This window comes from Salisediminibacterium beveridgei, assembly GCF_001721685.1.
Lineage (GTDB): Bacteria > Bacillota > Bacilli > Bacillales > Salisediminibacteriaceae > Salisediminibacterium > Salisediminibacterium beveridgei.
Window position 1 is genome coordinate 2554818 of record NZ_CP012502.1, and the last position, 22525, is coordinate 2577342.

At 45.2% G+C, this 22525-nt stretch carries 19 protein-coding genes; 13 read left to right on the forward strand and 6 right to left on the reverse strand.

The window, feature by feature from the left end:
• Positions 1-45 precede the first annotated feature (45 nt).
• A complete protein-coding gene (locus BBEV_RS11995; RefSeq protein ID WP_069365683.1) occupies positions 46-1302 on the reverse strand; it encodes an MFS transporter in 1257 nt (418 codons plus the stop codon).
• 178 nt (positions 1303-1480) lie between these two features.
• Between BBEV_RS11995 and BBEV_RS12000 the strand changes: the two genes are divergently transcribed.
• From BBEV_RS12000 to BBEV_RS12030, 7 genes are all read left to right on the forward strand, one after another.
• Entirely contained in the window at positions 1481-2485 is a 1005-nt protein-coding gene (locus BBEV_RS12000) for a LacI family DNA-binding transcriptional regulator (protein ID WP_069365684.1), read from the forward strand.
• A 25-nt stretch (positions 2486-2510) separates the two neighbouring features.
• On the forward strand, positions 2511-4796 hold the full coding sequence (locus BBEV_RS12005; RefSeq protein WP_069365685.1) for a glycosyl hydrolase family 65 domain-containing protein: 2286 nt from the start codon (positions 2511-2513) through the stop codon (positions 4794-4796).
• A gap of 95 nt (positions 4797-4891) precedes the next feature.
• On the forward strand, positions 4892-5701 hold the full coding sequence (locus tag BBEV_RS12010; RefSeq protein ID WP_069365686.1) for an SDR family oxidoreductase: 810 nt from the start codon (positions 4892-4894) through the stop codon (positions 5699-5701).
• Positions 5702-5936: 235 nt separating this feature from the next.
• Positions 5937-6890, forward strand: coding sequence for an ABC transporter permease (locus BBEV_RS12015; protein ID WP_069365687.1), 954 nt, complete (start codon positions 5937-5939; stop codon positions 6888-6890).
• A complete protein-coding gene (locus BBEV_RS12020) occupies positions 6880-7824 on the forward strand; it encodes an iron chelate uptake ABC transporter family permease subunit (protein ID WP_324609490.1) in 945 nt (314 codons plus the stop codon). The genes BBEV_RS12015 and BBEV_RS12020 overlap by 11 nt, the downstream gene beginning before the upstream one ends.
• A complete protein-coding gene (locus BBEV_RS12025) occupies positions 7825-8583 on the forward strand; it encodes an iron ABC transporter ATP-binding protein (protein ID WP_069365688.1) in 759 nt (252 codons plus the stop codon).
• A 23-nt stretch (positions 8584-8606) separates the two neighbouring features.
• Complete coding sequence (locus BBEV_RS12030; protein ID WP_069365689.1) at positions 8607-9626, forward strand: siderophore ABC transporter substrate-binding protein; 1020 nt, start codon at positions 8607-8609, stop codon at positions 9624-9626.
• 169 nt (positions 9627-9795) lie between these two features.
• Here BBEV_RS12030 and BBEV_RS12035 read toward each other — a convergent pair whose 3' ends face one another.
• From BBEV_RS12035 to xylA, 4 genes are all read right to left on the reverse strand, one after another.
• Positions 9796-10365 (reverse strand): guanylate kinase, encoded by a 570-nt coding sequence (locus tag BBEV_RS12035; RefSeq protein ID WP_069365690.1) that lies wholly within the window; start codon positions 10363-10365, stop codon positions 9796-9798.
• A 120-nt stretch (positions 10366-10485) separates the two neighbouring features.
• Positions 10486-11463 (reverse strand): aldose epimerase family protein, encoded by a 978-nt coding sequence (locus tag BBEV_RS12040; protein WP_069365691.1) that lies wholly within the window; start codon positions 11461-11463, stop codon positions 10486-10488.
• 23 nt (positions 11464-11486) lie between these two features.
• Positions 11487-12983: a xylulokinase gene (gene xylB / locus BBEV_RS12045; RefSeq protein WP_069365692.1), complete on the reverse strand. Its 1497-nt coding sequence runs from the start codon at positions 12981-12983 to the stop codon at positions 11487-11489.
• A gap of 91 nt (positions 12984-13074) precedes the next feature.
• Positions 13075-14391, reverse strand: a complete 1317-nt coding sequence (gene xylA, locus BBEV_RS12050) for a xylose isomerase (protein ID WP_069365693.1) — start codon at positions 14389-14391, stop codon at positions 13075-13077.
• Positions 14392-14602: 211 nt separating this feature from the next.
• Between xylA and BBEV_RS12055 the strand changes: the two genes are divergently transcribed.
• Complete coding sequence (locus BBEV_RS12055; RefSeq protein ID WP_069365694.1) at positions 14603-15784, forward strand: ROK family transcriptional regulator; 1182 nt, start codon at positions 14603-14605, stop codon at positions 15782-15784.
• Positions 15785-15847: 63 nt separating this feature from the next.
• Here BBEV_RS12055 and BBEV_RS12060 read toward each other — a convergent pair whose 3' ends face one another.
• Positions 15848-16273, reverse strand: coding sequence for a helix-turn-helix transcriptional regulator (locus BBEV_RS12060; RefSeq protein WP_069365695.1), 426 nt, complete (start codon positions 16271-16273; stop codon positions 15848-15850).
• 334 nt (positions 16274-16607) lie between these two features.
• Here BBEV_RS12060 and BBEV_RS12065 point away from each other — a divergent pair, with 334 nt between their 5' ends.
• From BBEV_RS12065 to BBEV_RS12085, 5 genes are all read left to right on the forward strand, one after another.
• Positions 16608-18380 (forward strand): cache domain-containing sensor histidine kinase, encoded by a 1773-nt coding sequence (locus BBEV_RS12065; RefSeq protein ID WP_232318167.1) that lies wholly within the window; start codon positions 16608-16610, stop codon positions 18378-18380.
• Positions 18373-19152, forward strand: coding sequence for a response regulator transcription factor (locus BBEV_RS12070; protein ID WP_069365697.1), 780 nt, complete (start codon positions 18373-18375; stop codon positions 19150-19152). The genes BBEV_RS12065 and BBEV_RS12070 overlap by 8 nt, the downstream gene beginning before the upstream one ends.
• 113 nt (positions 19153-19265) lie before the next feature.
• Positions 19266-20633, forward strand: coding sequence for an extracellular solute-binding protein (locus tag BBEV_RS12075; protein WP_069365698.1), 1368 nt, complete (start codon positions 19266-19268; stop codon positions 20631-20633).
• Positions 20634-20723: 90 nt separating this feature from the next.
• Positions 20724-21605 carry a carbohydrate ABC transporter permease gene (locus BBEV_RS12080; protein ID WP_069365699.1) on the forward strand — a complete coding sequence of 294 codons (882 nt, stop codon included), beginning with the start codon at positions 20724-20726 and terminating at the stop codon, positions 21603-21605.
• A 19-nt stretch (positions 21606-21624) separates the two neighbouring features.
• Positions 21625-22509 carry a carbohydrate ABC transporter permease gene (locus BBEV_RS12085; RefSeq protein ID WP_069365700.1) on the forward strand — a complete coding sequence of 295 codons (885 nt, stop codon included), beginning with the start codon at positions 21625-21627 and terminating at the stop codon, positions 22507-22509.
• Positions 22510-22525: the final 16 nt, after the last annotated feature.

The window sequence follows — 22525 nt, forward strand, 5'->3', positions numbered from 1 at the left end:
GACCCTTTTTGTCATTGTATCATTATTCGAAAATTATAAAAGTATTCAGGTGTTCTTTTTCGGTTTTGACGCCAAAAGACTTGCTACTATTCCAAATGCAGGAAATATAAACATGAGAAGGAGTATCTCCGTGTAACCGCCAAAGTAATCATAGGCAAAACCAAAAGGCAACGGTCCAAATGCTGAACCGATGACTGTCATGGTCTGAGCGATTCCTTTGATACTGCCAATGTGCTGTCTGCCGAAATAATCCGGGAAAATATACGAAATGACAATCCGCTCAATGCCTCCCACAAGGCCCCAGACAACTCCAAACACGATTGCCATCACGAAGGAATCCGTCAAGAGGAGAATGATCAGAAAGACGAACTGTCCGACGAACACAAGTGCAAAAATGTAGTTCGCACGAACCTTTTCCAGTACAAAACCAGCCGCCATCGTAACAGGGAACCCCACGGCAGCCATCAGACTCAATATAAATGCGCCCTGCGTTGGCGAGAGTCCACTGCCGCCCATCATCGAAATTAAATGGAAGGTAAGGCCTGTATTTAACATGGAAGGAATGCTGACACAGACCAGTAATAGCCAGAACTGTCGGGTTTTTTTCGCTTCTTTCAATGTCCATGAAATATCAGAGACATTTTTTTTCTTTCCAGTCGATGTTTCAAGTTCGTCTTTTGACGATTTATTATCCGGTAATAATCCGATGTCCTCCGGCTTATCTTTCATGAAAAAATACACAATCGGTACAAAGATAACAAGAATCATGATTCCCAGGACGCGCCAGGTTGTCTGCCAGCCAAACCCTTCAATCAGCCATGCCACCATCGGCGGAAAAGCCGTTGAACTGATAAAACCGCCGATCATCATTAAGCTCAGCGCCCGCCCCCGCTTCACAATAAACCACTGGGGAACAAGGGTATTCGCCACCAGCGTCATCGAGCCCTGACCAAGTAACCGTATCAAAAAAAAGCCGATAAACAGCATCCAGGGTGCAATCACAAAACTGTTCCAGATCGCTGCGAAGGCCAGAAGCACGCTGACAGTCAACGATACTTTCCGGGTACCGAATTTATCAATACTTGAACCTACCTTGAACAGGAGCATCCCCGCAAGGAAGGTGGCAGCTGAGTAAATCCCTGACACGAGGGATCTGCCCCAATTGAAATCCTGGATGTAATAATCAATAAAGATCGCATTGGAATAGGTCTGACCTGCACCGGAAAAAAAGAGACTCAAGGCGCCGATCATGACGATATACCATCCGTAGAAGAATACCGGTTTGTCTGATTGCTGTGTCATAGCGTGAACTTCCTTTCCGTTTTTTCTAACTTTCTTATCATAGCATAGTACAGCTTCTATCTGAAATGCGATTTCCACTTTTGCTTGACGTCCGGAAAGTACATATGGTATCGTTTACACAAATCAGTTTTGCACACGTGTGCAATTCTTGTGCAGCAAGGTTTCGGAGGTATAAGCAATGGCAACAATCAAAGAAATCGCGAAAGCAGCTGGGGTCAGTCACTCCACCGTTTCAAGGGCATTGAACCATTCCCCTTTGATCAAAGAGGCCACAAGAAAACGTGTACAGGCGATTGCCGCAGAAATGGATTTTGAAGTGAATCAGGCTGCCCGCTCCTTAAACCAGTCTATCAGTAACACGATCGGGCTGGTGATCCCTGAATTTTTCGGGGATATGAAGAGTGAACTCTTCTTTGCATCACTGATCGGGAAATTGATTCATACCCTTCAGCTTCAGGGGTTTCTCATCAAGATTGAGTATGGCGGGATAGAGGATCAGCGGGTGCGGAGATTGGCCAGAAGCAAAAACGTTGATGGCCTCATTTTGATTCAAAAGGACTTACCCGAAGAAGATTTTCTGGTTTTGAAAGAATCCCGGATGCCCTATGTTTTTTTGCACTATGAACCCGAACTGTTTTCAACAAAAGACATGAATCTTGTCAAAACCGACCATCAGTACGGGGGCTGGCTGGCTACCTCTCACCTGCTCACGAATGGCAGGCGGAAATTGATGACACTCACTGCATTGGATGGCATCAGTGTGGAATATCAAGAACGAACCTCCGGCTTCTTAAAGGCCCTTTCGGAATATAGGGAGGAGCAAAGCGGTGTTATCAAAACCAGGCTGACGTTCGAGGATGCCTATCAGAAAGTCTTTTCGTCCCGGAAGATTCAGGACGGTCAGATAAACGGGCTGTTTGCGCAAACCGATATCATTGCCCTGGCTTCGATTGAAGCCATGAAAGACCTTGGCATTCGTGTCCCCGAAGACATCTCCGTCATCGGCTACGACAATTTGGAAATCGGCAGCTATTTCAAGCCGTACCTTACGACCGTGGAACAGCCGGTGGATGCTTTGGTGGCAAAAGGCTCTGACCTTCTGATGCGTCAGATTAAAGAACAGGGAATATTTCCGGAACAACAGCTGATTCAACCGAAACTGATCGTTCGCTCGTCTGTCTAAAGGCAAATTCAGGAGGATGATGACTATGTATGAAATTGGTAAGGACTTGTATACGGAAACCGGCTGGGAAGTTTTGAAGCGCTCTTATGAAGCAGCTCAGGCGATTACAGAAGGCAGTAATTTCATGATTGGAAACGGCTTTATGGGCTACCGGGGAACTTTTGCACAAGACGGGAAAGACGAATATGCCGCCTGCATCGTAACAGACACATGGGATAAGGCTGACGGAAAATGGGAGGAACTGAGTACTGTTCCGAATGCGCTTTTTACTGAATTGACAGTCAATGGGGAACGTTTTGGGGTGTCGGAGCAAGCTGAAGATTTCGAACGGAAACTCGATCTCAAAAACGCTCTGACGGCCAGTACCGTCACTGGTCAACTGTCTGACGGAACAACCGTCACCCTCTCAGAAGAGAAATTTGCAAGCTATCATAAAAAGCATACCGTTTTCATGTCGTATACGTTTACAACCAGCAAGGACGCTGAGATCGAACTTAAGACGGGCATCGATTTTGACGTCTGGAGTATCAATGGCGATCACTTGCAAAACCATAAACCGTTCACTCATCCGGATGGTTCAGGGGTTTCCTGCACAACCGTTTCTTATGAGGATGAAGTGACTGTGGTGGAAACCTGCAAACTGTCTGTCTCTGCGGACGAAAAACCGTATCAGTTCACAGACGGTATGGGACGAACACTGACTTTCAAAACAGAGGCTGGAAAACCTGTGACACTGGTCAAATCAATGACGATTTATTCAGGCAATGATGTGAATTATCCGAAAGATGAAGCGCTACTCGAGGCACGTAAACTGGGATCATATGACGAGGAGAAAACTGCTCATGAAAAAGAATGGTCCAGACTGTGGTCAATGTATGATGTGATCATCCAAAATCAGGTTATCGACCAGGTAGCACTACGCTTTAATATTTACCATGCAATCATTGCCACACCTGTCCATAAAAGTCTGCCCATAGGAGCCAGAGGGCTCAGCTGTCAGGCCTATCAGGGGGCTGCATTCTGGGATCAGGAAATTTACAACATGCCAATGTATCTTTACAGCAATCCGGAAATCGCCAGAAACATCCTGACGTACCGTTATCACACACTGGATGGGGCACGCAGAAAGGCAAAACGCCTTGGCTATGACGGGGCGTATTATGCCTGGATCAGCGGTAAAACCGGCGATGAGCTCTGCCCGGATTTCTTCTTCAAGGATGTCCTGAGCGGGCGTGATATCCGTAATCACTTCAACGACTGGCAGATTCATATCTCACCGGACATTGCCTATGCTGTTAAAAAGTATCATGACGTGACCGGGGACGATGCTTTCATGCACGAGTACGGCGCAGAGATGATCTTTGAAATCGCCCGCTTTCTCTCTTCTCACGCGGTTTATAAACCGCTGAAAAAACAGTATGAATTTATGCGTGTGCAGGGCCCTGACGAATACCATGAAAATGTCGATAATAACGCCTTCACCAATTATCAGGCACACTTCACTTTAAAAGCGGCGCTCGACCTGCTGGCAAATCTTGATCAGGATGTCATCGCCCGGATCTCGGATAAAATCAACATAAAGGCCGAGGAACAGGAACTGTGGCAGGATATGATCGATTCCCTTTATATCCCGGAGCCCGATGAGAACGGGATTATCGAGCAATTCGATGGGTATCACGCTCTTGAAACCATTATCCCGGCAAAAAAAGTCACGGAGCGATTGATTCGTGAGGACGAATATTACGGTTATCCGAACGGCGTCACGGTCTTCACACAATGCATTAAACAGGCGGATCTCATTCAGCTGTTTGTCTTGCATCCGCAATTGTTCGATCGATCAATTGTCGAACAAAATTATGATTTTTACGAGCCTCGAACACTGCACTTCTCTTCACTGAGCCCGTCCAGTTATGCCATTGTTGCAGCGCAGATTGACAAAGTGGAAGAGGCATACAAGAACTTTCGAAAATCCGTGATGATCGATTTATTGAATACGAATGAAGCCGTCAGTGGGGGCACATTCATCGGTGGGATTCACACTGCAGCAAACGGCGCTTCGTGGCAGATGGTCGTCAATGGATTTGGTGGCGTGTCCACCAGCAATGGAAAACTCCACCTGAGTCCAGGCTTGCCAGAAGCATGGTCAGGCTACGCCTTCAACGTTCAAATTCAGGGAGAAACGGTCCATGTGAACGTGACGAAAGAACAAGTGTCACTGACAAAAGCGACTGATTCACCTTCAGAATTAACTGTCAACATCTATGGCAGGGACAAGTCGTTGTCTGAAAAAACCACTGTGATCAACCGCTAAACCGCAAGACCCCATAGATTCCGACATGTTGTGCCTCCGGTTCCCTCACCGGAGGCACTTCATATGTACTATAATGATTACAGGAGGTGTGACTTATGGAAACACCATTAAGCCGTTCGCCTTTCCCTTTGCGAGGGCGAACTTACCTGGTTACCGGCGTCAGCCGTCGCATCGGTATTGGCGCAGCAATCGCAAGACAAATCGCCGCCTGGGGTGGTTCACTTGTCATTTCGCATTTTCAATCCCATGATGAAGCACAGCCCTGGGGTGCGGATGATCTCATGCTTCTAAAAGCGTCCATTTCAGAGCATTTGATTGATGGCGCAACGTTAACAGATCACAGTATGAATTTTCTTGAAAATGATGCCCCGGATCAATTGATGAAAACCATCGAAACCGAAGGCATTCAATTGGACGGTATTATTTGTAATCATGCCTTAAGCGGATCAGACGGCCCACTTGGAGAACTTGATGCAGCGATGCTGGACCGGCATTTTCAGGTGAATACCCGCTCCACTGTTCTGCTCGCGCAGGCCTACGTCCGGCTGTTTGGAGGACGAGAACAGGGACGGATTGTGATGATGACTTCCGGGCAAGGGATGGGGTCAATGCCAGGGGAGGTGGCCTACAGTTCAGCAAAGGCTGCGATTGCAGGGATTACACTCACGTTGTCTGACCAACTGGCAGATCAGAACATCACCGTCAACACCGTCAATCCAGGTCCTGTGGACACCGGTTATCTGACTGAAGAAGCTTGGCAGAGCGTCAGAAACAAATTTCCGATGGGCCGATTCGGCAAACCCGAAGATCCTGCCCGCCTGATTGCCTGGCTTCTGACAGATGAAGCCTGCTGGATCACCGGTCAGACCATCCATTCCGAAGGCGGGTTTGCCCGCTGGCGGTAATCGAATCATGAACTGTTCTGTTTGACTGTCGCAGCTGACAAGATGCTGCGACATTTTTTTATTATTAAACAATTATATATATAAAGGGTTGCAATATACATATTTCATGCTAGAATATTATTCAGACGTCTAATTGATAATGATTTTCATTATCAATTAATTAAACTAGTTTTTAAGTGATATTCTTTATTATTTGGGTCGCGCGCGGCACACCTGAATCTTTTGGGGGAGTGTCATGAAACCATCCTTTTTTTTCATTGTTTTAGTCACACTTGCATTTTCTTCACTCTTCATCGGGGTTGGGAGCCTTTCCATCACTGACCTGTTCCAAATGTCCGACCAGCAATCTCAGATTTTCTGGGCCAGTCGACTTCCTCGTATGCTCAGTATTGTACTTGCCGGAGCCGGTATGGCTATCGGTGGACTGATTATGCAGCAGTTAACACAGAATAAATTTGTATCTCCCACTACTGCCGGAACCATGGATTCAGCCAGATTCGGGATTTTGATTTCAATTCTATATTTCGGCCAGACGAATTCGCTGGTTCAAATCAGTGTTGCAGTCACTTTTTCTATCATTGGGACTTTGCTTTTCATGGCGTTATTGAAGCGTATCAAGCAAAAGGATCCCATTTTCATTCCCCTTGTTGGACTGATGTTTGGAAATATTATCGGTTCGATTACTACCTTTATCGCCTATAAAAACGATCTGATTCAGAATATGACTGCCTGGCTTCAGGGGAATTTTGCCACGATGATGACCGGTTCTTATGAACTGCTGCTCTTGATTGCCCCCCTTGTGCTGTTTGCCTTCTTCTTTGCTAACCGATTTACAGTAGCGGGGATGGGAGAAGATTTCTCGAAAAATCTGGGGATCAATCATAAACAAATCGTTCACACAGGGTTAATTACCGTAGCCGTGATTACATCCGTTGTCGTTGTAACTGTCGGGATGATTCCATTTCTTGGCCTGGTGGTACCGAATATTATTTCGATTTTTATGGGCGATCACGTCCGACGTACTTTACCAATTACTGCAATGGCAGGTTCGATCTTTGTTCTCCTCTGTGACATGATCGGTCGGCTTTTGATTTATCCCTACGAAATTCCAATCGGTTTAACCGTCGGCGTCATCGGAAGCGGCATTTTCCTCATCCTGTTGATCAGGAGGGTTCGTCTTGAGACATAAACAGAAATTCATTCTCCTCATAGTGCTGATGACCCTGTTATCTGTTCTCTTTATGACGATTTCATCAGGGGGAAACTGGGAGTATACTCTTCCGAGACGAGGAAGATCACTAGTAGCAATGATTCTGACAGGCTCGGCTATCGCATATTCGACAGTTATCTTTCAGTCCATTACAAACAATAAAATTCTGACGCCTTCGATTATTGGATTGGATTCCCTTTACATGCTTGTTCAGACGTTTATGATATTTACTTTTGGATCGATGAGTCTTTTTATGACCCACGCCGCAATGAACTTCGGACTGTCTGCGGGGATCATGGTCCTGTTTTCGTTTGTTTTCTACCGCATCCTTTTTAGTGGTGAACGAAGTCAATTGTATTTTCTTCTCCTCATTGGTCTCGTACTTGGGACATTCTTCTCCAGCCTGAGTACATTCATGCAAGTAATTATCGATCCCAATGAATTCATGGCCATTCAAGGGCAGATGTTTGCGAGTTTTAACAACGTTAATCGTGATTTACTTGGTCTTGCATCTATTCTTTTTGTACTTCTTCTTCTGCCCATTCGAATAGAAATGAGAACACTCGATGTACTCCTTCTAGGCAGAGATCATGCTGTTAATCTTGGCGTATCCTACACACGAGTCGTCAAGAGACTTTTAATTCTTGTAGCTGTTTTAATATCACTGGCTACGGCACTGGTCGGTCCGATTACTTTCTTAGGCTTGCTGGTCGCAAACGTAACCTATCAAATGTTCAAAACATATGAACACCGGATACTCCTTCCAGCGAGTATGCTTACGGGAATGATTTCATTGGTGCTCGGTCAACTTGTTGTGCAGCACGTATTCACCTTCGAGACCACACTCAGTGTCATCATCAATTTTATCGGAGGAATATACTTTCTTTATCTATTGTTAAAGGAGCGATCCTAAATGCTTGAAGCATTGAAACTTTTTAAAAGTTACCGATCAAATCCTGTAGTCAAGGATGTCTCGGTATCCATACAAAAAGGAACGATTACCACCTTCATCGGACCTAACGGTGCCGGGAAAAGTACCCTGTTGTCCATGGTCAGCCGCCTGATCACATCGGATCATGGTCAAGTGTCCATTGATGGACAGTCCATCAAACACTATAAGGATCGGGACTTTGCCAAAAAAGTTGCGATACTAAAACAGTCCAATTTCATGAATGTCCGCCTAACGATCCGTGATCTCGTCTCGTTTGGCCGGTTCCCCTATTCTCAAGGTTATCTGACAGAGGAGGATTGGGAGAAAGTTGATGAAGCCATTGACTATTTGGAACTAGGAGACATGCAAGATCAATACCTCGATGAGTTAAGCGGCGGCCAGCGTCAGCGGGCCTTTATCGCCATGGTCCTCGCCCAGGATACGGATTACATTCTCCTGGACGAACCATTAAATAACCTGGATATGAAACACTCCGTACAGATTATGAAAGTCCTTCGCAAAATGGTCGACGAATTGGGAAAGACGGTTGTGCTCGTCATCCATGATATCAATTTTGCCTCGTGCTATTCCGATTACATTGTCGCCATGAAACACGGAAAGGTCATTAAAGAAGGTTATAAATGTGATGTCATTCAAAGCGGCGTATTGAAAAAAATCTATGACCTTGACTTTCACGTACAAGAGATCAACAATCAGCAAATCTGCGTCTACTTTTCTTAAAATACTTATTGGAGGAATCATTCATGAGAAAAACATCATTATTAATAATTGCCAGCTTGATCACTGCAGGACTGACTGCTTGCGGTGATAAAGAATCTGAAGTTGGTGCAAACACGGCTGAAAACAACCAGGATAATCTGGAATCCGAAGATCAGATCAATGACTCAAATCTGGAACGTGAAGAAAACGGGACATCTCAATACCCGCTGACCATCTCACATGAACTCGGGGAGATCACGCTTGAGAAGAAGCCCGAAAATGTCGTCGTGTTTGATTTTGGTGTCGTGGATATTCTCAGGGATATTGAAGTGGACGTCCAAGCTGTCCCTCAAGCCAATGTGCCATCTTATCTCTCAGAATTTAAAAGTGAAGACTATGAAAATGCAGGTACTCTTTTCGAACCGGATTTCGAAGCCATTTACGGTATGGAACCCGACCTGATTATTATTTCAGGTCGCGCTGCAGATGCCTATGATGACTTGACAGAAATCGCACCAACACTTCATGTTGCAGTGGATACCGGCGACTACATGACTTCGTTCAAAGAAAATGTCCAATTGATTGGTGAGATTTTTGACAAGGAAGATGTGACAGATGCAAAACTTGAATCGATTGAATCCGATCTTGACGCACTGCATGAATTGACAGACAATACGACAGCACGCGGGTTGATTCTCATGACTTCAGAGGGTGAACTCAGCGCATATGGACCTGGTTCGCGATTTGGGATCATTCATGATGATTTCGGTGTTCCTGCTGCAGATGAGGGAATTGATGAAGCCAATCACGGGATGAATGTTTCCTTCGAATATGTTCTTGAAACCAATCCGGAATACATCTTTGTCATGGACCGGGGCGCGGTCGTCAGTCCAGGCGAGGGAGAGTCTGCCGCAGAAACGCTCGCCAATGATCTGGTGATGAATACAACGGCTTATAAGGAGGATCAGATTGTAGAATTAAATCCGGAGTACTGGTACATTTCCGCAGGAGGACTCACATCCGTATCGGGTATGATACTGGACATAAAAGCGGCTTTTGAATAAGCGGGTATGAACGTGATGTAAACCTCTTCAGGTCTGAATTGTCCAACCATTTTAACGTAAAATGATCGTTTATAATCCAAAAACTATTCTCAACTTTTATTTGACAGAGCCATACGTCTTCACTAAAACAAACAAAAGCTGAACCGGGATTCCCTGGTTCAGCCTTTTTTCATTTCAGATAGCTTTCCACTGCCTGGGTCACTTCGTAGGCTGTGTGGTCAAGCTTGGAATTTTCAAATGCATGTTCACACTCTTTCTTATAAGCCATATCTTCATCGTAATGAGCCAGGTGCTTTGCAATGACAGATGAGGCATCGCCGCGCTCCACCTGACGTTCCCGAAGGGTTTGACGGTCTGCATACAGAAAAATTCTGACAACTTTTTTCCCGTACAGTTTTTTCAGGATTTCTGCGCCCTCTGTGTTCATCACCAGATAAATACAGCCCTTCTCCTGGAAACGTTTCTTGATTTCCATTTCCTTAATGCCATATTGATACCCGTTGATTCGTACGTTTTCGAGAAATTCCCCTTTCTCTTTTGCCGCACGAAACTCATCATCGGTAATGAAGTAATAATCTCTGCCTTCCACTTCATAAGACCGCTTCGGTCGAGTCGTATATGAGATGACACCTTTCATCTGCAGCGTACTCTGAGCCACCAGATTGGCAACTGTCTTTCTCCCGGAACCGTCCGGTCCTGTGAAGACGAACATCATCTCCTGTTCCTTCAAATCATACATTGTATCTGATCCTCCCCTGTACCGATTTTCAATTAAGCTTGTCTGTTTCTGTTCACCATTATACGTCAGAAGGACCAATAAATCTTGTATTTCAATCGATTGTCATAAAAAACTTCTTATTTAAATTGTGCTTTTTGAGGAAAAACGGAAGATCGTCGTCTTCGAAAAAGCATCTCCTGCTTTCAGGATACATTGATCCAATGCATTCGGACGGAACTGAGTTTCAACACAGATGCCCTGGTACTTCAAGTAACGTTCTCCATCAAACTTATTGCCTGTATAAATGACCACTGCCTCATCATCTGTATCAACTGCCATTTGCAGCCCATGTCCTTCCAGCAGGATGTCCGGTTTTCTGGATTTGTTCAATAAAAACGGATGATCCACGCCACCACCCACCTGTACCAGTTGAGGATGTCCGGCGGCAGGTAAAAACGATAAGGACTTCCCTTGGCGGAAATCGAAGTCCGGTTCCTGATCAACAGTTACCGGCGATCCCGGAATATCCTCCGGTTCAAGAAACAGGACACGGTCACTGTCGAGGGTCAGCTGATGTTCTGTTACCTCTTTTTTTTCACCGGAAAGATTGAAATACGTATGCTGAGTCAAATTCAAAGGCGTATCCTCTGACGCTTCTGCCAGGTAGCTGATTTTCCATTCGGCTTCATCTGTCACTTCATACGTTACTGAAATGCGGACATCACCAGGGTATCCGCCATCCCCATCCGGGCTAATCACTGTGCAGACGACTTTGTTGTTTGCTGTCTGTCTGAGCTCCCAATCTTTTTTCGCAATCGTAGCATCGCCACCGTGTAAATGATGACGACCTTCATTTGCCGGAAGATTCAATACTTTTCCACCCGGCATTTTCACTCGCCCCTCGCCCTGACGTCCAGCAGATCGACCGATTGCTGCACCGAGGAAATACGGATTCGATTGGTACTCCGCATCCTCTTCATAAGAAACCACGAGATTTCGTTGTTCACCGCTCTCAGAAGTAAACCAAAGGTCCGTCACTGCTGCGCCTGTAGGGATCACTCTCAACTTCATGGTTCCTGTACTGTTCTCAATCATGACTGCTTGATTTGTCTCATTCAAGACGATTCCACCTCCGTTAAAAGTCAGGCGCGGAATTCTTCCAGTCTGTGATGAATGGATTTCGTTGCGCCATAAACTTCCTGATAAATGTTGAACAGTTTCTTATACAATGCACGGTTATCCTGATCGGGTTGATACGACGCCGCTTCACCTACGAAGGTATCTGCACAATCCTTCAGACTCGGATACCAGCCGCATCCGAATGCCGCAAGCATTGCCGCGCCCATACCTGGTCCCTGTTCACTCTTTAAGGTTACCACTTCTGAACCGAAAATGTCTGCCTGAATTTGCAGCCACAGTGAACTTTTTGCCCCGCCGCCAATCGAAATGATTTTCGAAACGTTCTTTCCTTTGTCACGGAAGTTTTCCACGGTTTCATTCAGCGAGAAGGTGATGCCTTCGAGAACGGCCCGGGTAAAGTCTCCACGGCTATGATTTGCATGCACACCGGTGAATGTTCCCCGGATTTCGCTGTCTGCGTGAGGTGTGCGTTCTCCTACAATATAAGGAGTAAACAGGAGTCCTTTTGCACCTGCCGGAGAATGTGCTGCTTCTTCGAGTAAGCTTTCAAAGCTTTGATCTTTGGCGAACGTATCTTTGTACCAGCTCAGGCTGTAGCCTGCTGCAAGCGTGACACCCATCGTATAGAAAGCATCCGGCGCACCGTGGTTGAAGTAATGCACGTTGCCTGCAAAATCTTTGTCTCCAGTTGCCTCATAAGAAAGAACCACACCGCTCGTTCCTGTGGAACATAGGGTAATCCCGTCTTCCAAAATTCCCGATCCGATGGCCCCGCAGGCATTGTCTGCCCCACCAGCAAACACTTTACACGACGTCGTCAGACCGGTTTCCTGTGCCGCTTCCTCTGTAATCGTTCCGGTTTCTTCATGTGAACCAACGAGTGGCGGACACCAGTCAAGGTTAATGCCGTTTGCATCAGCCACTTCCTGGCTCCAGGATTTCGCTGCCACATTGAGCAGCAGGGTTCCGGCAGCATCGGAATAGTCCATGTGAATGTCACCCGTCAATCTGAAGCGCACATAATCCTTCGGCAGTAAAAAAACATTCCCCTGGTTAAATACATCCGGTTCATGTTTTTTGACCCACAGAAGTTTCGGCAGGGTGAACCCTTCCAGGGCCGGATTCTTCGTCAACTCGTGCAAACGTTCCAAGCCCGTATTGGTCTCAATTTCCCGGCATTCTGTTGTCGTTCTTGTATCATTCCAAAGAATTGCACGTCTCAATGGTTTTCGGTCTTCGTCAAGGAGGACCAGCCCATGCATCTGCCCGGAAAAGCTCAGGCCTTCCACGCTATCTTCTTGGCTCAATCGTCCCGTCAGTTCCTTTAATGCCGCTTTTGTTTCTTTTACCCAATCGTCAGGATCCTGCTCACTGTGACCGGGTGCATCATGATACAGCGGATACGATTTGGAAACCTCATCCACTACTTCACCCGATCTGGATACGAGCAGAACTTTCACTGCACTGGTGCCAAGATCAACGCCTATAACATAATTCATCTGTATTATACCCCTTTCTCTGTATCAATCATTTTAAGTAAAACATGCGAATAGCACAAAGACTATTCGCATGTGAGTCATTCTTATTAGATCAGTCCATAGTGAGAAGATACTGGTTGATGCGTGCTTTGATCTTCTCCAGCTGACCGCTCTTCAAGTCCACTTCCTTGATATCAAGAGCATGGTTTTCGAGCTCTTTCAGACTGGTTGTGCCCGTAACGATCTTTTTGCCAATACCTGTTGTGAATGTTTCATAGCGCTTGTCGAGGATGTTTTCGAAGAACTGATCATCGATCATTTTTTGAGCTACCTTCAGACCGACTGCAAAAGCATCCATTCCTGCGATATGAGAGTGAAACAGATCTTCTGTTTCAAAGGACCCCCGGCGTACTTTCGCGTCGAAGTTCAAACCGCCACGGCCAAGACCCCCGTTTTTAAGAATCTCATACATGCCGAGGGTGGTTGCATACAGATCCGTCGGGAATTCATCTGTATCCCATCCAAGAAGAAGATCGCCCTGATTGGCGTCGACAGACCCCAGCATACCCATTTCACGGGCTGTGCGAAGCTCATGCTCGAAAGTATGCCCGGCAAGAGTAGCGTGATTTGCTTCAATGTTGAATTTAAAATGATCCTGAAGCCCATGCTGATACAAAAATGCCGTCGCTGTGGCAACATCAAAATCATACTGATGCGTTGTGGGTTCTTTTGGTTTTGGTTCGATTAAAAACTGTGCATCAAAACCGATCTCCTTCGCATAGTCAATCGCCATATGATAGAGTCTGGCCAAATTATCCTGCTCGAGCTTCATATTGGTATTCAACAAGGTTTCATAACCTTCACGTCCACCCCAGAATACATAGTTTTCCGCACCGAGCTCTTTCCCGACTTCAAGGCCTTTTTTAATTTTTGCTGCGGCGATGGCATAAACGTCTGCGTGACTCGAAGTGCCGGCGCCGTGCGTAAAGCGCGGATTAGTGAAGTTATTCGCTGTATTCCAGAGAAGTTTTGTGTTGCTTGTCTTCATGTACTCTTGAATCATCGCAGTGATTTCATCAAGATTTTTGTTCGTCTCACGCATCGTGCTTCCTTCAGGAGCAACATCCACGTCGTGGAAGCAGAAGAACGGCGCATCAATCTTCTCAAAAAATTCGAAAGCTGCCTCTACACGCGCCTTCGCCTGATCCATGCCGCTCAAATGATCCCAAGGACGTTTGGCTGTTCCTTTACCGAATGGATCACTGCCGTCTCCAGTAAAAGTATGCCAGTAAGCAACCCCGTAGCGAAGAATTTCCTTCATGGATTTCCCGCCAATTTGTTCCTCGGGATTATAGAATTTAAATGCATACGGGTTTTCAGAACGCTTTCCTTCGAATTTCACTTTGTCGATCTGGTTAAAATAGCTCATTTTTGAATACCTCCTGTGAATCACTTTTATTTGATAAATTGAGTGTAACAGGATAAACTTAGTTTGTCCATTGAATTAACTAAGTTTATCCGAAAAAATTAATCGCTTACATTTTACGCACTGCAATTGCTTCTCTGTCTTCCTGCCGGTAAAATGGAACAGAAAGCCGGACGAAGCTGAACGATCATTCTACAATCGAAGGAGTTCCGATATGGCCAGTTACCAATTTGAAATCAAACAGCAGAATAAGCTGATGATCCTGAAACACATTTACCGTTATGAACCCATATCCCGAGCGGACCTGGCTAAACAGCTGAACCTCACAAAGGCCACCGTGTCAAACCTGGTGGATGAGTTGATGCGTGAAGCGTATTTATATCAAATTGGCCTGGGGGTGTCGAGCGGCGGCAGACGACCTCTCATGCTGAAGATTAACGAAAAAGCAGGATTCACCATCAGTGTCGATATCGGTGTGAATTATATTCGCTCGATTCTGACTGATATGAAAGGAAACATTTTTGTTAAACAGACAAAAGTGATTAATACCAATGATTACACCTTGACCCTTCAGCATATCGATCAGGTCATTCAATCTTTTACAGAACAAACGAACGAATCGCCGTTCGGACTGATCGGTATCGGATTCGGTGTTCCAGGGCTCGTGGATCAGCACGGCGTCATTAAATCCACGCCGAACCTCGATTGGCAACTTCCGGATCTGAAAGATCGTTACGAAAATCTGTTCCACGTCCCAGTCATCGTGGAAAACGAAGCCAATGCCGGTGCTTTCGGTGAGAAATCATTTGGAGAAGGAAAAGAAGCAAATCATTTTATTTACATTTCCGGCGGAATCGGAATTGGTGTCGGACTGATTTTTGACGGGGTACTCTATCGGGGGCGGGATGGCTTTACTGGCGAACTGGGTCATACGGTCATCCGTATGGATGGTCTCACCTGCAGCTGCGGGAAGAAAGGCTGCTGGGAACGATATGCTTCAGAGCTATACATACTGAAGGAATACGAGACATTCAAAGAAGAGTCGTGGCAGACCTTGAGGCTTGAAGATGCGGTCGCTGATGCAGCACAAAATCCTGAAATTGCTGCGATCTTTGAGCGGGCTGCCAAGCATTTTGCAATTGGTCTGACGAATATCATCAACAGCTTTAACCCTGAGAAAATCATTATCGGTAACCGCCTGACCCAGGCTGAGCACCTGATGCGTCCTATCATCAGAGCTACTGTTCAGGAGATGGCCATCACGCCGATTGCAGAAAAAGTCGACATTCACTTTAACAATACTGATCAGCTCTCGACAGTGCTTGGACTATCCGCTTTTTCCATTGAGCACTTTTTCGACCGTCAATTCAAAGTATCCAACAGCCCTGTATCATGAACCTTTCCGACAGTCATTTAAAAACCGAGCTTCTCGTATATAAGAAGCTCGGTTTTTACTGGTTTATTCTAATCGATACACTGCTTGCTTACGGTATTGGGTTGGCGTTACACCTTCGTTTTGTTCAAATCGATAAACAAAATAGTCTTTACTGGCAAAACCGACTTGATCCGCCACTTGAGCTATTCGTAAATCCGTCTGTCTCAATATCGCTTTTGCATTTCGCATTCGCAGATCCAGCAGAAAATCCTTAAAATAAACCCCGTAAGTATTTTTAAATAGTTGACCGAGATACACGGGATGAATATAAAATTGTTCTGCCAGATCTTTCAAAGTGATCTTCTCATCATAATGTGTCTCAATATAGTCCTTTATCCTGTCAATCGTCCTCTTGAATGTTTCCTCGTTCCGGTTATCCGCACAGATCTTCTTTTCCTGTCCTGGATCACCCCAATCATTTTGGATGTTGGCATCGCTGACATGATTCATTTTCAACCCTTCCTTTCCGCAGGTTTATCTGTCGTAAATTATCATATTTGCACTGTCACGCATGCTGCTGGCATTGCTTTCAAAAATTTGAATTCCGCGTCAAAACTTGACGAATCCGCTTACATAGCGTATGTTTGAAGTTAATTAAATCATTAAACTAAGATCTCGTCAAGCATAGCTGAATTCTGTATTGATCAACTGCAGATTCATTTTTTTCTGATTGATCTGTTATGTTATCCCATTATGAACCGCTTCACTGATGCTGAACCTTACAAATTGAAGCATCTGACACTTCAAAACAGTCTTGACTCCAAATCAGAAAGAAGGGTAAATTGTGGCCACCCTGCGAAAGATTCCCAATACGCTTCGAAACCAGATTCTGATTCTTTTTACAACGGTGATGATCATCGTTTTGTTGGCCGTTGGTTTGCTGACCTATAATCTTGTGACGGATATCCTGAAAGAAAACGCTGAAATTCAGCTTGAACAGACTGCTCAGGAACAGGTAAACCGGATAGATTCCCAGTTTGACACCATTGATTTAATTTCAGCACAAATAGCCACCAATTCATCGGTTCAGCAAATCCTTACCTCTCAACGCGAAGGCCGGATGCCTTCTTTTACTGAAAGGCAATCCATGCAGGAAATTGCCAACAATTATCAGGCTTATACATCGGGTGTGCGTGCATTTGAAATGTACTTCCCGAATTATGCCCGGCTGTATCCCCTGAATGAGCTGATGTTGCCGGGACGTATCGATCCTGGCTGGATTGAAGAAGCTGACGAGCAAAATGGCCGGCTGGTTTGGGCCGGCGCAGACCCTTATGATCAAAATGCTTATCTGACCATCCGTCAGATTAACTTGATGGAGAAGGATTTCAGTCTGGGTGGTTACTTAGTTACAAAAGTGAACCGCAACTATTTTAATGTTGAAAATCAATTATCTGATTATGACACGAATGATGACCAGACGCTGACCATACTGTTTGATCAGGCTGATCAATATATTACCTCGAATTTTACACAGGACGTATTGATGGATCTCAATGTGGAAGAAACTGAACGAACCGTTCAGATAGATGGTGCCGAGTACATTCAAGTCCATGCAGAGAGTGATGAAACAGGGTTCACCCTGACGATGTATTCACCGGTCAATTCACTGTTGCAAGGCATTACAGGAATCGGTACAGCCATTGCTGTTGCAGCGATTGCCGGGACCATTCTCTTCATGATGGTAAGCCTGAAAATTTCCCGCATCATCACTTCACCGGTAGAAGAACTGACCAGTGCGATGAAACGGACGAGGGAAGGGGAACTCGTGAGGACACCGGAAATCTCCTCTACTAAGGAGATGAATGAATTAAACCATTCCTATAATGAAATGGTGGATCAGACCAACTATCTGATCAAAGCCGTTTATGAGAAAGAATTGATTCGCAGCCGTGCTGAATTGAAAGCGCTGCAAGCTCAGATCAACCCTCATTTTCTGTTTAACACACTCGAAGCGCTCTATTGGTCCGTAGAAGAAATTGATCAGAACAGTGCAGAAATGATCATTACCATGTCGGATTTGTTCAGGTATACCATTACTGATCATGGTCCCGATGAAGACTGGGTGCTGTTAAAAGATGAATTTGACCATAATGAGGATTACTTGAAAATTATGAAGCTCCGCTTTGGCGATGATTTAAACTGGACCATCGACCTTCCTTTGGAATTACAAGACTGGCCGATTCCGAAACTATTGATTCAGCCACTGGTAGAGAACGCTGTACTTCACGGACTTTGTAATCAGCCCGAAAGAGGTCATATCAGTTTAAAAGCTTCTTTACAGAGCAATTCGCAAAACGTGCTTGTGACGATTGAAGACGACGGAGCCGGTATGCATGAAGAGAAGTTGAAAAATCTCTTCTCTGATTCTCATGACTACGTGAGCAGGTCCGGAAAAAAACATAAAAGTATCGCAATGCACAATATCATGGAACGGATCATCCGCACCTATCCTCAATTAGAGCGTAATGAAGCGATTGTCATTTCCAGCATACGGAATAAAGGAACAACTGTTCAGTTAAAACTTCCTCACAAAGGAGTGGAAAACGATGACTGATCCACTTTCAATTCTCATTGTCGATGACGAACCTCGTTCAAGGAATGGTGTAAAACGTACCCTCAATACCCAAATGAGTGAACCGGTGTCGATTCACTTAAGTGCAAATCCGGATGAAGCCATCCGCTTAATCCGTTCCACGCATGTGGATATTGTCATCACTGATATCCGGATGCCTGGCATGAGCGGCCTGGAGTTAATCGATTCTTTACAGGACCATTCAGGAGAGCTGCTGTTCATCGTGATTTCTGCTTATTCAGAGTTTGACTACGCGCAGCGCGCTCTCGAGCTTGGTGTGATTCAATACTTATTAAAACCTGTTCAACGCCAAAAATTGATCGAAGCAGTGAATAAAGCCACCAAACGTTTGAGTCATCACAAAGAAACAACAGTGACACATGAGATTGATGAAACTTTACCTGAATTTCACGAAAATCAGGCCTCTTATTCAGAACCTGTCTTGTCCGCACTGTATTTTATCGATGAACACCTGTCTGAGAAGATCGGTATGAAAGATATCGCAGGTCATGTACATCTGAACCCGAATTACCTTAGTGTGCATTTCAAAGAGCAGGTCGGTTTGACTTTTTCCGATTACCTTACACGTAAACGCCTGCAGTATGCGAAATACCTCCTCCTCACTACAAGGAATACAGTCGCAGAAATCGCTGAACAATCCGGCTATCAGACAGCCAAATACTTCGTAAAAATCTTTAAAAACCATGTCAATATGACCCCTACCGAATACAGAAAAGCATCCAAGTCTCAGTAACGATCTAATGAAAGTGGTATTTGAACTGATGAAAGTGACCTTATGATAACGCTTTCTTCACTGTATACTACAAGTAGATTCACTCAATAAACTAAGTTCAAGGGGGACTACACATGGAAAAGAAAGCGTTTAAAGGGTTAACTGTACTGTCAATGGCTTCGGTTCTCACTCTCGCTGCTTGCGGAACAGACAATAACAATGATGAAGCAGGTGCAACAGGCGGAAACGATGCAGGAGGCAGTGGCAACAACGAATCTGCTGAAAACAACGAAAAAGAAGATGTAACTTTGGATTTTATGCACCTCTGGCCTCAGGGAAGTTCACCTGACCATTACCGGATCGTCAGTCAGATTATCGAGGAATTCGAAGAGATGCATCCACATGTCAACGTTGAACTTGAAGTTCTTGAAAACGAGCAATACAAAAATAAAATGCAGGTTATTTCATCTTCCAATCAACTGCCGGACGTGGGCATGACCTGGCCAGCCGGTTACCTTGAGCCTTATGTCAACGGTGACATGTTTGCGCCTCTTGATGACATCCTCGATGAAGACGGACTTCGCGATGATTTCGTAGCCGGAACACTTGAAGCTTATGAGATGAATGACAACTCTTACGCCCTTCCATTGGAATTGAACATTGCACCCGTATTCTACAACAAAGCGATTTTTGACGAATATGGTGTTGATGTTCCCGAAACATTTGATGATTTCATGGATGCAGTAGAAACGTTCACCGAAAATGACATGACTCCAATTGCGCTGGGTAACCGTGATCGTTGGACCGGTTCACTTTGGTACATGTACCTCGCAGACCGGATTGGCGGACCGGATGCACTGAACGCAGCCATTGACCGTTCAGGTTCATTCGAAAATGAAGGGCTGATCGAAGCTGCTGATCGCGTTGTTGATATGGTTGAAAATGACGCATTCCTTCGCGGGTTCAACGGGCTTTCCGACCAGGAAGCCAAGTCAGAGTTTATGAACAGCAATGCTGCCATGTATCTGATTGGTTCATGGGATCTTCCAAACTACACAACGAACGAAGAAGTACCACAAGAATTCCGCGACAGTGTCGGGTTCTTCAAGTTCCCTGAAGTAGACGGTGGACAAGGCGACATCGACAGCTGGGTAGGCGGACCAGGCGTTGGGCTGTTCGTTGCTGAAAACTCTGATATTCAGGAAGAAGCAAAAGCTTTTGTGAAGTACTTCTCTGAAGAATGGGGGAAATACTCCGTTGAAGATGCCGGTGTGATTCCCGGTACACAAGTAGATACAGAAGCCGTTGATCTTCCGGATCTGTTTATCGAAGTCCTGGATGAATTGAATAATGCTTCCAACATCACCCTTTTTGCAGATGTTCAAATGAGTGCAGGTGTCGCTGAAACACACTTGAACCAGATTCAAGCGCTTTTTGGCGAAGCTGTAACACCAGAAGACTTTGCCCGTGAGCACGAGGAAGCACTGTCTGAAGAAGACTGATCCACAGTAAACACGATTGACTGTATACCAGGGCATCCCCCATACCCAAGGGGTGTGCCCTTTCTTTTCAACGAAAGGAGCGCATAAAACATGAACCGGATCATGTCTGACAAAAAAATCATTGCCATGTATACTCTTCCTGCCCTTTTAATGATTCTTGTACTGATTTACATCCCGATCGTCCTTACCGGCTATTACGGGCTGATGGATTGGGATGGAATCGGAGCCATGACATTTATCGGATTGGAGAATTATCAAAATCTGATTGCAGACTCTTTGTTTTGGCAAAGTGCCTGGCATTCCTTGCTTCTCGCTGTATTTTCAGTACTGAGTCTCGTCATTTACCTCACCATATCAGTCGTTTTATCATCGAACATTAAAGGGGCTAATCTGTTCCGCAAAGTTTATCTCATTCCAATGTTGCTGTCGTCCGTTGCCATCGCACAGTTATGGATTCGTATTTATCATCCGAGTAACGGTGTGATGAACCGTTTTCTCCTGTCGATTGGAATAGATAATCCCCCATTGTGGCTCTCAGATACGAATCTCGTATTATTCGCCATCTTCATTCCGATCCTTTGGCAATATGCAGGCTTTTACATCATCATTTATTATGCAGCACTTCGCAACATTCCAGGTGAATTGATGGAGGCTGCACGCATCGATGGTGCCACCCCGTTTCAAATTGCTTATAAAATCAAGCTGCCTCTGATTGCAGGGGTCATTAAAGTGACAATTGTACTTGCCGTGATCGGTTCTTTGAAGTATTTCGATCTGATTTATGTCATGACTGACGGAGGGCCAAACGGAGCCAGTGAAGTGATGGCATCCTATATGTACAAACTGGCATTCCGGTCGAATGATTTCGGATACGGCAGCGCCGTCGGTTTCTTCCTGCTGGTGCTGATTATGATCGTCACCTATTTCATTCGCAAACTGACCGCATCCAAAGATGATGAGGTTCAATACTGATCAAGAGGAGGTTCATCCAATGGCTCAATCAACGACTGCCGAGGCAGAGCGAGAATTGCTGCCTGCTGAGGGCAAGCTGATCGATAAATTCTTTAAATCAATTTTGTATGTGATTCTGGCAATTATTGCTGTGGTGCAGATCCTTCCTCTTGTCTGGCTTGTACTCTTCTCATTAAAAGACAATCAGGAAGTCTTTAATCTGCCGCCGTTTGCTCTTCCCCAAAGTCCAAACTGGGATAATTATCTGAGGGTATGGACAGATGGCAATATCGGACTTTATTTCTTCAACAGCATCATCGTGACAGGAGCATCCGTCATCTTAACGATCCTCTTAGCCAGTCTCGTGACGTTCGCGATAACACGGATGCAATGGAAGCTGAATAAATTTGTGCTGGCGCTGTTTATGATCGGTCTGATGATCCCGGTGCATTCCACCTTGATCCCGCTGTTCAGTTTTTATCTGAATATCGGATTGATGAATACACACGCGGCAATTATACTTACCTATACAGCGTTTAATATGCCTCTTACGATAATGATTTTACTGGGATTTTATTATACGATCCCGAGAGAACTGGAAGAAGCAGCAATTGTAGACGGCTGTTCGATACACAGGATGTTCTTTCAGATCATTCTGCCGCTTACGGCACCGGTTGTCGCAACGACGGCCATCATCAATATGATCTACAACTGGAATGAGTTTGTTTTTGTGAATACATTTATCAGTTCAGACTCCCTGAAGACATTAACCGTTGGCATTCAGAACTTTATTGGTCAATATGCCACAGACTGGGGTGCGATTGGTGCGACTCTTGTAATCAGTGTGCTTCCGCTCATTATCGCATTCGTCTTCTTAAGCAATCGGATTGTTGAAGGAATTACCGCAGGCTCTGTGAAAGGATAATTGAAATTAAGAAAGG